This window comes from Streptomyces resistomycificus (assembly GCF_001514265.1).
Taxonomy (GTDB): Bacteria; Actinomycetota; Actinomycetes; order Streptomycetales; family Streptomycetaceae; genus Streptomyces; species Streptomyces resistomycificus.
In genome coordinates, this window is record NZ_KQ948988.1 from 937,947 (window position 1) to 951,381 (window position 13,435).

The window sequence follows — 13,435 nt, forward strand, 5'->3', positions numbered from 1 at the left end:
TCGGGCACCCCCGTCGATCAAGCGCCCCCGGACCGTGGGCCGTCTTCTCCCCGACCGTGCGGGATGTCCCCTCGTGTGACGCCCGCCACCGCGTGAGGCGGGTGTTGCGGGGAAGGCGCCCCTTCGGCCTGTGCCTTCCACCGAAGGGCACGGGTCGCGTCACGTCCGGAGACCCGAGCGGAACCCGCCGGGGCACACCAGAAAGTGGAACCACCCGTGAGCAAGGACGCCGTGGAATCGGCCCAGGCCGGCCCCCGCACCGGGGCGGCCACGACGCCCGTGGACGCGGGCGACGCCGGCTACAGCAAGGACCTCAAGGCCCGCCACGTCAACATGATCGCCATCGGCGGCGCCATCGGCACCGGCCTCTTCCTGGGCGCCGGAGGACGCCTCCACAACGCGGGCCCGGCGCTCGCGCTCGCCTACCTCGTCTGCGGCGTCTTCGCCTTCTTCGTGGTCCGGGCCCTCGGCGAACTGGTCCTCTACCGCCCGTCGTCCGGTTCCTTCGTGTCGTACGCGCGCGAGTTCCTCGGCGAGAAGGGCGCGTACGTTGCCGGCTGGATGTACTTCCTCAACTGGTCGACGACCGGAATCGCCGACATCACCGCGATCGCGCTCTACACGCACTACTGGAGCCTGTTCACCGACATCCCGCAGTGGACGCTCGCCCTGATCGCCCTCGCGGTGGTGCTGGCCGTGAACCTGATCTCGGTGAAGATCTTCGGCGAGATGGAGTTCTGGTTCTCGATCGTCAAGGTCGCCACCCTGGTCGGCTTCATGCTGATCGGCATCTTCCTGCTGGCCACCCGGCACGAGGTGGGCGGACAGACCCCCGGCGTCGGCGTGATCACCGACAACGGCGGCGTCTTCCCGCACGGCCTGATGCCCGTCGTCCTCGTCATGCAGGGCGTCATCTTCGCGTACGCGGCCCTGGAGCTGGTCGGCGTCGCCGCGGGCGAGACCGCCGAGCCGGAGAAGGTCGTCCCGCGCGCGGTGAACTCGATCATGTGGCGCGTCGCCCTCTTCTACGTCGGCTCGGTCGTCCTGCTGGCCCTCCTGCTGCCCGGCTCGGTCTACTCGGCCGACGAGAGCCCCTTCGTCACGGTCCTGTCGAGGATCGGCGTCCCGGCGGCGGGTGACGTGATGAACCTGGTGGTGCTGACGGCCGCGATGTCGTCGCTGAACTCCGGCCTGTACTCCACGGGCCGCATCCTGCGCTCCATGGCCATGGCGGGCTCGGCCCCCCGGTTCACGGCCCGCATGAACCGCAGCCAGGTCCCCTACGGCGGCATCCTGCTCACCTGCGCGGTCTGTGTCCTCGGCGTCGGCCTCAACTACCTCATGCCGAGCCAGGCCTTCGAGATCGTGCTGAACGTCGCCTCCCTCGGCATCATCAGCACCTGGGTGATCATCATGGTCTGCCACCTGGTCTTCGTCCGCCGCGCCAGGGCGGGCCTCGTCACCCGGCCGGGCTTCCGCCTCCCCGGCAGCCCGGTCACCGAGCTCACCACCATCGCCTTCCTGCTGGCCTGCCTCGCCATGATGTGGAACGACACCGAGGTCGGCCGCAAAACCCTGCTGCTCATCCCGGTGATCGCGGTGATGCTGGTGGGCGGCTGGTTCGGGGTCAGGCGCCGGGTGTCGCAGACCGCCGACCGGGAACTGTCGCAGCTCAGGTGATCGCGGAGGGCCACTGTCAGTGGTGGCCTCTACGGTGGCGTCATGTCGGAGATCAACTATGTCCGGGGTGACGCCACCGTTCCGTCGGTCAGGGGCGTGAAGCTGATCGCTCACGTCTGCAACGACATCGGGGGCTGGGGGAAGGGCTTCGTGCTGGCCCTGTCGCGGCGCTGGCCGGAGCCCGAGGCGGCGTTCCGCGCCTGGCACCGCGACCGCGCGGCGAACGACTTCGGGCTGGGCGCGTGCCAGTTCGTCCAGGTCGAGCGGTACGTGTGGGTGGCCAACATGGTCGGCCAGCGCGGCATTCGCACGGGCAGCAAGGGCGTCCCCGTGCGCTACGAGGCGATCGACGCGGCGCTCGGGCGGCTGGCCGACAAGGCGTTGGAGCTCGACGCCTCGGTGCACATGCCCCGCATAGGGTGCGGCCTGGCCGGGGGCAAGTGGTCGCGCGTCGAGCCGCTGATCACCGAGCGGCTGGTGAGCCGGGGGATCGCCGTGACGGTGTACGACCACGGGGACTGACCCGGGCCCGGCGGCCCGTCAGGCGCCAAGCGCCCGGACCAGGCACTCGGTGAGGCGCGCCGCGACGGCGCCGTCCGGATCGAGCCGGGGATTGAAGATCGCGACGTCGAAGCCGACGGCGCCCGGAGCGGCCAGCGCCGTGCGCAGTACGGTCTCCAGCTCCCGCCAGGTCAGCCCACCGGGCTGCCGGTAGTCGACGGCGGGCATGACCTCGTCGTCGAGGACGTCGACGTCCAGGTGTACCCAGTAGCCGGCGACGCCGCCCCCGGTGAGCAGGGCGACGGCTCGGCGCGCCGCCTCGCCCGCGCCCAGCGCGCGCACCCTGCCGAGGTCCATCGCGTGCAGCCCGGCCGGCAGCGGCTGCATCCCGGCCGCCGTGGACTCCTCGGTGTCCCGGAAGCCCAGGGCGACCACGTCCTCGTCCCGCACCAGCGGCCCCCGGCCCTCCAGGTCGGCCAGCACGCCCGGCCCACGGCCGGTGGCCAGGGCGAGTTCCATGGACGCCACCTCGCCGGCCGGCTCCGCGGAGGGCTGGTAGAAGTCGGTGTGGCCGTCGAGGAAGAGCACGCCGTGCCGTCCCCGCCGGCGCAGCGCAAGGAGATTGCCGAGCAGGATGCCGCAGTCGCCGCCCAGCACCACCGGGAACCGGCCGGCGTCCATCACACCGCCCACCGCGTCCGCCAACGCCGCCGAGTACGCCGCGATACCGGCCGGGTTGAGGATCCCGGTGTCCGGATCACGCCGCGCGTCGTACCGGGGCGGCTCCACCCGGCCCGCCCGCACCGCCCCGAGCCTCACGGCCAGCCCCGCGCGGAGCAGCGCCTCCGGCAGCTCCTCGACCCCGGTCGGCCGCAGCCCCAGCACGGACGGGGCCTCGACGACCGCCACGCCCCGCACGTGCGATGTGCCGGTCGGCCCGGCGACGCCGGCCGGCCCACGCATCCGACGCATGGACCCACCGTAGACCGCCGGACCGGCCTGGGCCCGTCAGTGGGTGTCCGCCCCCTCAAGCCCGTGCCCGTGCCCGTGCCCGTGCTCGTGCACGGTGTTCGTCGCGGCGATCTTCCGCCAGGACTCCGGCCGCTCGGGAGCCCCCGCGCGCCGGGCGGCGGAGGCGTCCAGGGCGGCGGGCCCGGCCGGCTTCACCGGCTGGAACAGCCAGGTGTCGAAGAGGGCCGCGAGAGGCTTCCCGGACACCTGCTCGGCGTACGTCCGGAAGTCCGCGACGGTCGCGTTGCCGTGCGCGTACTTCCGCGGCCAGCCCTTGAGGATCGCGAAGAACGCGTCGTCGCCGATCTCGTTGCGCAGGGCCTGCAGCGTCAGCGCGCCGCGGTCGTACACGGCGAGGTGGAACTGGTTCTCCGGGCCCGGGTCACCGGGCTTCACCGTCCAGAACGCGTCGTCGGCCGGGTGCGAGGCGTACACGTAGTCGGCGATCTCCTGGGCCGTCCCCTCGCCCTCGTGCTCGGACCACAGCCACTGGGCGTACCGCGCGAACCCCTCGTTGATCCAGATGTCCTTCCACTCGGCGACGGACACGAGGTCGCCGTACCACTGGTGGGCCAGCTCGTGCACGACGAGGGAGGTGTTCGTCCCGCCCGCGAACTGCCGGGGGCTGTAGAAGGGCCGGGTCTGGGTCTCCAGCGCGTAACCGGTGGTGGTGTTCGGCACGTACCCGCCGAGCGCGTTGAAGGGGTACGGACCGAAGTACCCGCTCAGCCAGTCGGCGATCTCCCCGGTCCGCTCGATGCTGGCCCGCGCCGCTCCGTAGTTGTCGCCGAGGTCCTTGCTGTAGGCGTTGACGACCGGGATGCCGCTCTCGGTCGTGCCGGTCGTGACGTCGAACCGGCCGACAGCCAGTGTCGCCAGGTACGTGGCCTGCGGCTTGTTGGACCGCCAGTTGTAGCGCGTCCAGCCCGCCCGTGAACTCGTCGACTGCAGTGTGCCGTTGGAGATGGCCTGGCTGCCGTCCGGGACGAGCACCGACACGTCGAAGGTCGCCTTGTCGAGCGGGTGGTCGTTGCCGGGGAACCACCACCAGGCGGCCTCGGGCTCGTTGGCCCCGACCCCGCCGTCCGGAGTCCGGTGCCAGCTGGTGAAGCCGTACGCCTCCTTCGACGACGGGACCCCGCGGTAGCGCACCACGACGGTGACGGCGCTGCCCTTGGCGAGTGGTGTCTTCGGGGTGATCTCCAGCTCGTGCTCACCGGAGGCCTCGAACGACGCCTTCACGCCGTTGACCCGGACCTCGCTCACCTCGAGCAGGAAGTCCAGATTGAACCGGGACAGATCCTGCGTGGTGCGGGCCAGGAGGGTCGCCGTACCCTCTAACTCGTCCGTGGCCGGCTGGTACTTCAGCCGCAGGTCGTAGTGGGAGACGTCGTATCCGCCGTTGCCGTAGGCCGGGTAGTAGGCGTCGCCGATACCCGGCGCGCCGGGGGAGTGGCTCGCGGCCGACGCCGGGATCGCCAGCAGGACGGACGCGGCGGCGAGTGCGCCCGGCGCCAAGATTCTGCGGTGCACGAAAGCTCCAAGTCGTAGGGGCACCAAGTCTGTTCGGACCCTATTCAGTCCCTGTGAGCCCGGGCGTGTCCACGGCCACGACTGTCACACGATCGCCATTCCGCCGTCACGAGCAACCCCACCCCACGCACCTTTCAAGCCACACTCGCGCTGCCCCGAACGGCAGTCTTTTGCACAGGAGTTGACCGCAGTACCGTCCGCCCATGTCGATACGCACGCGCTTCACGACCTGGAGACCGCTCGCGACAGCGGCCACAGCCGCCCTGCTGGCCACGTTCCTCACGCCCGCCGCCGCACAGGCGGCCCCGCGCGAGAGCCGCCCCGTCCACTCGTACGAGAACGCCGTCCGGGAGGCCGTCTGGGTGGACACCGGGCTCGACGGCGACGGAGACGGGAAGACCGACCGCGTCGCCGTCGACATCGTCCGGCCGCGCGAACCGGCCCAACAGGGCCGCAGAATTCCCGTGATCATGGACGCCAGCCCCTACTACTCCTGCTGTGGGCGCGGCAACGAGAGCCAGAAGAAGACGTACGACGCGAACGGCGACATCGTCCGGATGCCGCTGTTCTACGACAACTACTTCGTGCCCCGCGGCTACGCCGTCGTCGGCGTCGACCTCGCCGGCACCAACCGCTCCGACGGCTGCGTCGACGTCGGGGGCCGCTCCGACATCCTCTCCGCGAAGGCCGTCGTCGACTGGCTGAACGGGCGCGCCAAGGCGTACACCAGCCGCACCGGCACGGCGACGGCCAAGGCGACCTGGTCCAACGGCAGAACGGGCATGATCGGCAAGAGCTGGGACGGCACCATCGCCAACGGCGTGGCCGCCACCGGCGTCAAGGGCCTGAAGACCATCGTCCCGATCAGCGCCATCTCCACCTGGTACGACTACTACTTCTCCAAGGGCGCACCGCTCTACGACTCCGGCCCCGACTGGCTCTCCGACTACGTCGACAGCCCCGACGCCCGCGCCAGGTGCGCCGCGGTCCAGCAGAAACTCGTCGACGGCGCCCCGCGCACGGGTGACCGGACGCCGCTGTGGTCCGAGCGTGACTACGTGAAGGCCGCGGGCAAGGTGAAGGCGAGCGTCTTCCTGATCCACGGCATGCAGGACCTCAACGTCCGTATGCAGCACGTCGGCCCATGGTGGGACGCGCTTGCCAGGAACGGGGTGGAGCGCAAGATCTGGCTCTCCCAGACCGGCCACGTCGACCCCTTCGACTTCCGCCGCGCCACCTGGGTGCAGACCCTGCACCGCTGGTTCGACCACGAACTCCTCGGATACGACAACGGCATCGACCGCGAGCCCATGGCCGACATCGAACGCCGGCCCGACCAGTGGGTCACCTCCTCGACCTGGCCGCCGCGCGGCACCGACACCACCACCCTGCGCCCCGCCGAGGGCAGCCGGGAAGGCGTCGGCACGCTCGGCCTGCGCAGGGGCACCGGAACCGAGTCGTTCACCGACGACCCGCGGCTGAGCGAGACCGACTGGGCCGCGCGCATCGACACGGCCACCCCCGACAAGGCGGGCTTCACCACTCGGCCGCTCGCCAGGAACCTGCGCCTGTCCGGCTCCTCGAAGGTCACCGTCACCGCCACCCCGAGCACCTCGACCGCCCACCTGTCGGCCGTGCTGGTCGATCTCGGCCCCGACACCATCCGCGACTACGCGGCCACCGGCGAGGGCATCAGCACGCTCGCCGACCGCACCTGCTGGGGCGAGAGCACCACGGGCGACAGCGCCTGCTTCAAGGAGACGCGGGCGAAGGCCACCGACGTCGACTACACGGTCGTCAGCCGCGGCTGGGCCGACCTCGGCAACCACGCCTCCACCACGGGCGTTCCGCTCACCCCGGGCAAGGCGTACACCATCACCCTCGACCTCGGGGCCACCGACCACGTCGTCCCGGCCGGGCACCGCCTCGCGCTCATCGTCGCGGGCACGGACAAGGACCTCATCGACCCGCCGTCCACCACGCCGGCCCTGACCCTCGACCTGTCCCGGACGACCGCACGCGTCCCGCTGGTCGGCGGCGCGGCGGCCTTCGCGCGCGCCACCGCCGGCACCTCGCCCGCGGCCCCCGAGGCCGCGCCCCTCGACGGCGTCCGGGCGCCGCGCACCGCCCACCGCGTCCCGGAAGGAGGCGAGGAAAGCCGGTGATCCGCACCCTGCCCTCGTGACGGCGGCCCTGACCGCGCCCCCGCCGACGCCGCCCCCGACCCAAGTGGTTGTCCGACGGGTTCCCTGAGCGATCTCAGGATGGCGTAACTGCATCTCGGCAGGTGGATGCTGTGTACCCGTCAGTCACTCGTCGGTGTGGGAACTTCGGGATAACTGGCAGATTCTGGGAGCGATCACCGTAATCTGCCGCTACGCGGGCGAGATCCTCCGGCGGTTCGGTGCGTCGGTCGAATCGCCGGTCGACCCGTTCAACCGACCGCACCACCGGGGCGAGTTCGGCCTGCGCGTTCCGCCGTCGAAGCGGGCGACGGCGGAGTTCTTCGCCGCCTGGCGCACTGAGCTGCCGAACGCCCGCAAGTATCCGGTGGCCGTATCAGTCCTGCGCCACGTTCGCCGCGGTCACGTTCTCGATCACGCGGCCGAGTTTGGTCTTGGCCCGGGTCAGGTCCTGGATGCGTGCGGCGATGCGGTCGCGTTCGATGATGAGCTGGTCGAGCATGGCGGGGGTCGCGACACCCGTGCTCACGCACGGCAGGAGTTCGACGACGGTACGGCTGGAGAGGCCGGCCGCGAAGAGGTCCTGGATGAGCTGGACCCGCTCCATAGCTTCGTCGGGATAGTCTCGCTGGCCACCGGGCGTCCGCGTCGATTCCAGGAGCCGCTGTTCCTCGTAGTAGCGCAGGGCCCGCACGCTGACCCCTGACCGCCTGGCGAGCTGTCCGATGCGCATGACGCAGGTCACTCCCTTCCCGCTCGTACCTGACGTTGACGTCAGGGTTGGCTGACAATACCGGCTCCGGGGGCAGCCCCGGGGCCGGTCGAACCGTTGCCGGCACCGAGATCGATCATGACCCGGTGGTGGGCCCGAGGGCGTTCGCGCGGTTCACGTACGCACGGCAGCCCTCGCGTCGTGCCGGGATCGCCGGGCCCGCCCGAGGGCACATGGGTGTCGACCGTGACGGGCGGCGTGATCCCTCGTAGTGGCGCAGGCCCCCACGCTCACCCCCGCCCGCTCGGCACCCTCCCCCATCCGCGCCTGCCTTCCTCCGGCCGGGCGGCAGTTGCGGCTTGCACCTCACGTCAACGTCAGGTTCTAGGGTGACGAGCGTCGGATGAACACGTCATTCCGGCCCGTCAAAGTGAGGCAGACCATTATGCGCGCAGCCCGGTTCCACGAATACGGCGGAGCGGAGAGCCTGGTGATCGAGCAGGCCCCCGACCCCCACCCCGGACCCGGTGAGATCCGTGTCCGCGTCGCGGCGGCCAGCGTCAATCCCATCGACTGGAAGCTGCGCGCCGGCGCCCTGCACCAGCTGCTTCCCCTGGAGCTGCCCGCCATTCCCGGGCGCGACGCCGCCGGCGTGGTCGACGAGGTCGGTGACGGGGTACAGGGGGTGAGCATCGGCGACCGCGTCTTCGGGCTGGGCGGCGTCACCGGCGCGACCGCGGAGCTGCTCATCCTCTCGGCCTGGGCGCACACCCCCGCCACGTGGAACGACGAGCAGGCCGCGGGCGCCGGTCTCGCGTCCGTGACCGCGATGGGTGGCTTGAACGCGCTCGGCTCCCTCGCGGGGCGCACCCTCCTCGTCGAGGGCGCCGCCGGAGGCGTGGGCAGCGCGGCGGTCGAGATCGCGGTAGCGCAAGGTGCCACTGTGATCGGGACAGCCAGTGAACGCAACCACGAGTTCCTCACCTCTCTCGGCGCCGTTCCCACCACCTACGGTCCCGGCCTCGCGCAGCGTCTGTCCGCTCTCGCCCCGCGCGGAGTCGACATAGCGCTCGACACCGCGGCCTCCGGATCGCTGGACGACCTCGTCGCGATCACAGGTGACCCTAAGCGCGTCGCGACGGTCGCCGACCATGCGGGCGGGCAGCGCCTGGGCACGCATGTGGTCAACGCGGAGAACGATTCCACTCTCCTGTCCGCGGCGGCGGAACTGGGCGGGCAAGGCCGCTACACACCCCGCATCGAACAGGCCTACCCCCTGAAGCGGATCGCCGACGCCCACGCGCACGCCGAGCGCGGGCGCACCCGAGGAAAGATCGTGATCTGCATCTGAACAGGCCGATCTGTATCTGAACAGGCCCACGAGGTAGGTAACTCGCAACGTGCGGGCCTGCGTGGCGAGCGTGCCCTCGATCGGTACCGGCGAGCGGGCGGTCCGGAGCGGGCCGATCTCCATGGCGCCTCGTCAAGCAGGCCGCCCCCACTCGGGCACCGCACGTGGCACATGAGCCGTCGTCCAAAGGGAAAACCCCGGCCGGGGAGGCCCCGGACGAGGCTGCTTGCCGCCGCACGGTGGAGCTGAGAGCCCTCGCCGCGTGGACTCCCAACTGGTGGCACTAACGGGCCTGTTCGACTTCGCGGACGCCGCAGCGGGTAGGTCGAGGCGGCCACCGGCGCGGCCCGGCTTGAGTGCTGGTCCGACACCGGACCCGTCCATGTCGGGGGCGCCGACAACGATCCGCCCGAACCCCGCCGAGGTAATCCAGGACCCGCCCTGCGGCTACCGGCTCACCGCCGGCCAGTACGCGGAGGTGAAGGACGCCCTGGCCCTGCACGGTGTCAGGACGCGGGGCACCTACGTCCCGCTGCGCGCCCTCGTCCCCCTGCTGCTCGACGAGCGCGCCCCGTACCACCTCACGGCAGGTGAGCCCGACACCGCCTGCCGAGGCGGTTGAGATCGGCGGTACCTGTGGTAGGCCGTAGGGCGTACGAGGAACAGGTGTACCCACGGTTTCCAGGGGAAGGTGCCGCTGATGACGGAAGACCTGAAGAAGAGAGGTGGCCGGGAAGGTCCGACGGATCTTTCCGGCCACCAGACGGACCGCGTGGTGTTCGGTGTCACCGCCGCCATCACCGTGGCCTTCGTGATCTGGGGCTCGGTGGGCACGGACTCGCTGGAGAGCGTCTCCACGAAGATGCTCAGCGGCCTGATCCACAACGGCGGCTGGGCCTTCATACTGACCGCCTCGTGCTTCGTGGTCTTCGCGCTGTGGCTCGCGCTCAGCCGCTACGGCCGCATCCACCTGGGAGCCGAGGGCGAGGAACCCGAGTTCAAGACGGTGTCCTGGGTCGCGATGATGTTCAGCGCCGGCATGGGCATCGGCCTGATGTTCTACGGCGTGAGCGAGCCGCTGTCGCACTACACGACCCCACCGCCGGGCACCAGCCCCGCCGACTCCGCGGAACGCATGGAGACGGCGATGGCCACCACCCTCTTCCACTGGACGCTGCACCCCTGGGCGATCTACGCGGTGGTCGGCCTCGGCATCGCCTACAGCACCTTCCGCAAGCGCCGGCGCCAGACCATCAGCGCTGTCTTCACCCCGCTCATCGGGGAGAAGCACGCGAACGGCGCCGCGGGCCGGGTGATCGACATCCTCGCGATCATCGCCACCGTCTTCGGCTCCGCCGCCTCGCTGGGCCTGGGCGCCCTCCAGATCGGCTCCGGTTTCCAGGAGCTGGACTGGATGGACGACGTGAGCACCGGCCTGCTCGTCGCCATCATCGCCGTGCTGACCCTGGCCTTCGTCGCCTCGGCGGTCTCCGGTATCGAGCGCGGCATCCAGTGGCTGTCCAACACCAACATGGTGCTCGCCCTCGTGCTGGCCGTGTTCGTGTTCGTCGCGGGCCCCACGATCATCGTGCTCGACCTGCTGCCCACGTCGATCTTCTCCTACATCGGCGACCTGCCCCAGCTGGCCGGCCGTACCGAGGCCAGCGGCGGCGAGGGCGTCGCGGACTGGCTCGGCAGCTGGACCGTCTTCTACTGGGCCTGGTGGATCTCCTGGACGCCCTTCGTCGGCATGTTCATCGCCCGCATCAGCCGTGGCCGCACCATCCGGCAGTTCGTCGGCGGCGTCATCCTCGTGCCCAGCACCGTCAGCCTCGTCTGGTTCGCGGTCTTCGGCGGTACGGCGATGAAGCTGAAGGAGGGCGGCGCGCTCGGCAGCGAGCAGACGCCCGAGGGTCAGCTCTTCGCCGTGCTGCAGGAGTTCCCGATCGCGACCGCCACCAGCCTGCTGGTGATGATCCTGGTGGGCATCTTCTTCGTCTCGGGAGCCGACGCCGCGTCCATCGTGATGGGCACGCTCTCCCAGAAGGGCTCACTCGAACCCGGCCGTCTGGTCGTCGTGTTCTGGGGTGTGGTGACCGGAGGTGTCGCCGCCATCATGCTGCTCGTCGGCAGCGGCCAGGGCGACGCGCTCACCGGTCTGCAGAACCTCACGATCCTGGCCGCCGCGCCGTTCGTCCTGGTGATGATCGGCATGTGCGTGGCGCTCCTGCGCGACCTGCGCCACGACCCGGTCATCGTGCGCTACGAGATGGGCTCCGAGGCCGTCGAACTCGCCGTCATCGAAGGCCACAAGAGGTACGACGGCGACTTCGAGATCAGGGTCGGCCCGGGCGCCGGCACCGAGCGGGAGGGTGACCCGCTGGGACATGACCACGGCTGAGCGCGATCAGGGGGAGGCGAGCCGGGCCGCCTCCTGAGCGCACCCCCAGGCCACGGTCACCCCGGCCCCGCCGTGACCGTAGTTGTGCACCAACGTCCGCCCGCCGGGCAGCGGTTCGCGCTCCAGGCGGACCGCGTCCCGGGCGGGCCTGAGCCCCACCTTGTGCTCCAGCACCCGCGCCCCGGCGATCTCCGGCCGCAGCGCCGCGCACCGCCGTACGATCGCCTCCGCCGCCGCGGGATCGGGTTCGAGGGACCACCGGCCCTCGTCGGTCGTGCCGCCGAGCACGAGCCGGTCGGGATGGGGGAAGAAGTACGCCTTCTCCCCGGCGGTGTCGGTGGACACCTGCCAGGTACGGATGCCGGGGTTCTCCACGATCACCAGCTGCCCGCGCACGGGACGCACGGAGGCGTCCGGCACCAGCTCCCGGGCTCCGAGACCCGTGCAGTTGACCACCACCGGCGCCTCGACCGCCGCCAGATCCGACACCGTACGGGTCTCGATCGTCCCGCCCGCCGCGAGGAACCGCTCCCGCAGCCACGGCAGATGCTTCGACATGTCGATCAGCGGCAGCCGTGCCCACATCCCCGTCCCGGCGTGCTCCCCGGCCGTCGACGCCCGCAGTCCCGGCAGCCGCGCGCCCGCCCACGCCTCGGCCCCGTCCGGATCCTCGTCGCCCAGTACCCCTTCGACCATGCGTACGCCGGTCGCCTCGGGATCGGCCGCCAGGTCCTCGTACACGTCCAGGGAGCGCAGCGCCCACTCGCGCGCCAGGGCGACCGGCTCGATCGAGTAGGGCCACCACAGCGCCCCGGCAACCGCCGAGGTGGTCCGCTCCACCGGATCCCGCGTCCACACCCGGACCCGCCGGCCGCGCTCGGCCAGCACCAGGGCCGTCGTCAGTCCGATGACACCGCCGCCGACCACGACGACGCCGTCCATGAGATCGCTTTCCATGCGGGGACGTTAGCGGAATATGTCATGCCGTGCTCAGACCGGTCCCAGTCTGGGGATACTCACAGCATGTCTGCCGAGTACGCGACCTTCGGCCTGGCACCGGCGATGCGCGCCGGTGGAGTCCTGGCCGACGGTGGCTTCCAGGTACACCGGGACTTCGTCGACTTCATCGTCGACGGGCGCCCGCTCCTCTTCCAGCTCTCCGACCTCGACGCAGTCTCCCCACTCGCCTCGGACGTCCCGCCGGCGATCTTCACCGCCCAGGTCCGCAGCCTGCTCCTGGAGACGGACGCGCCGCTGCCCGGCGGCCGCTACGTCGTCTACGGCTGCCCCGAGTGCGAGGACCTGGCCTGCGGCGCCGTCACGGCGGCGATCGACCGCGACGGCGAGGACTTCGTCTGGCGGGACTTCGCCTGGCAGACGGACGAGCACGCCGACCTGGAGCGCAACGGCTACCACGGCATCGGCCCGTTCCGCTTCCAGGGCGCCGAGTACCGCACGGCGCTGCACTCCCTCCTGGACACGGCCGCGAACACCCGCCGCCGCGTCCTGCTGATCGGCGCCCGCGTCGCCCTCCTGGCCAAGCTCGCCGCCGCCCTGCGGATCATCGGCATCGGCGCCGACATCACCCGCGAGGCGCGGGACGTCCCCGCCGATGAGCTGCGCGCCTACGGCGCCGTCGCCTTCGGCCGCGCGGTCACCGAAGACGAGCGTGCCGCCGTACGCCGCTCCTTCGAACGGGCCGGTGTCGACGTCGCCTACGTCGACGGCCTGGCCCCCATCGTCCCCCTCCTGGTCGCGCAGATCGAGCACGCCCTGGACCGCAGCCCCGTGGAGCGGCGCCGCCTCACCCGCCTGGTCGCCGCCGACGGCGAGGCGGGCGTCGAGGTCACCTCCCCCTGCCGGGTGCGCCTCACCGCGTACCGCCTCGACCGCCTCTACCGTGCCCACGCCCACGAGGTCTTCGACGGCATCCTGGAAGCGGGCCGCCACCGCATCGCCCTGGACACCAGGGCGGTGAAGGGGGAGTCCTTCGTGGTGGCCCGGACGTCGGGGAGTGTCCTGGTGGAGGCGATGGCCCGCTGAAATCCCGGACGCCGGCCGCC

At 71.2% G+C, this 13,435-nt stretch carries 10 protein-coding genes and 1 pseudogene; 7 read left to right on the plus strand and 4 right to left on the minus strand.

The features are described 5' to 3' along the window. Nucleotides 1-216 precede the first annotated feature (216 nt). Entirely contained in the window at nucleotides 217-1,680 is a 1,464-nt protein-coding gene (locus AQJ84_RS03945; RefSeq protein WP_030041999.1) for an amino acid permease, read from the plus strand. Between the two features lie 42 nt (nucleotides 1,681-1,722). Next, nucleotides 1,723-2,202, plus strand: coding sequence for a macro domain-containing protein (locus tag AQJ84_RS03950; protein WP_030041998.1), 480 nt, complete (start codon nucleotides 1,723-1,725; stop codon nucleotides 2,200-2,202). An 18-nt stretch (nucleotides 2,203-2,220) separates the two neighbouring features. On the opposite strand, the gene AQJ84_RS03955 is transcribed toward AQJ84_RS03950, so the two are convergent. Next, nucleotides 2,221-3,153, minus strand: a complete 933-nt coding sequence (locus tag AQJ84_RS03955; RefSeq protein WP_225877311.1) for an arginase family protein — start codon at nucleotides 3,151-3,153, stop codon at nucleotides 2,221-2,223. Between the two features lie 36 nt (nucleotides 3,154-3,189). Next, entirely contained in the window at nucleotides 3,190-4,725 is a 1,536-nt protein-coding gene (locus AQJ84_RS03960) for a M1 family metallopeptidase (protein ID WP_037803451.1), read from the minus strand. A 203-nt stretch (nucleotides 4,726-4,928) separates the two neighbouring features. On the opposite strand from AQJ84_RS03960, the gene AQJ84_RS03965 reads away from it, so the two are divergent. After that, a complete protein-coding gene (locus tag AQJ84_RS03965) occupies nucleotides 4,929-6,890 on the plus strand; it encodes a Xaa-Pro dipeptidyl-peptidase (protein WP_030041995.1) in 1,962 nt (653 codons plus the stop codon). A 394-nt stretch (nucleotides 6,891-7,284) separates the two neighbouring features. Here AQJ84_RS03965 and AQJ84_RS03970 read toward each other — a convergent pair whose 3' ends face one another. Continuing rightward, a complete protein-coding gene (locus AQJ84_RS03970; protein ID WP_030041994.1) occupies nucleotides 7,285-7,641 on the minus strand; it encodes a MerR family transcriptional regulator in 357 nt (118 codons plus the stop codon). Between the two features lie 424 nt (nucleotides 7,642-8,065). On the opposite strand from AQJ84_RS03970, the gene AQJ84_RS03975 reads away from it, so the two are divergent. From AQJ84_RS03975 to AQJ84_RS03985, 3 genes and pseudogenes are all read left to right on the plus strand, one after another. Then, a complete protein-coding gene (locus AQJ84_RS03975; protein ID WP_030041993.1) occupies nucleotides 8,066-8,971 on the plus strand; it encodes an NADP-dependent oxidoreductase in 906 nt (301 codons plus the stop codon). Between the two features lie 256 nt (nucleotides 8,972-9,227). Continuing rightward, nucleotides 9,228-9,593 (plus strand): annotated as a pseudogene (locus tag AQJ84_RS03980) (carboxypeptidase); the annotation flags it as partial. 78 nt (nucleotides 9,594-9,671) lie between these two features. After that, entirely contained in the window at nucleotides 9,672-11,372 is a 1,701-nt protein-coding gene (locus AQJ84_RS03985) for a BCCT family transporter (protein WP_030041991.1), read from the plus strand. A gap of 6 nt (nucleotides 11,373-11,378) precedes the next feature. Here AQJ84_RS03985 and AQJ84_RS03990 read toward each other — a convergent pair whose 3' ends face one another. Next, complete coding sequence (locus AQJ84_RS03990) at nucleotides 11,379-12,329, minus strand: FAD-dependent oxidoreductase (RefSeq protein ID WP_030041990.1); 951 nt, start codon at nucleotides 12,327-12,329, stop codon at nucleotides 11,379-11,381. Between the two features lie 66 nt (nucleotides 12,330-12,395). Here AQJ84_RS03990 and AQJ84_RS03995 point away from each other — a divergent pair, with 66 nt between their 5' ends. Then, nucleotides 12,396-13,415 carry a hypothetical protein gene (locus AQJ84_RS03995; protein ID WP_053193294.1) on the plus strand — a complete coding sequence of 340 codons (1,020 nt, stop codon included), beginning with the start codon at nucleotides 12,396-12,398 and terminating at the stop codon, nucleotides 13,413-13,415. The last annotated feature ends 20 nt before the right edge of the window (nucleotides 13,416-13,435 follow it).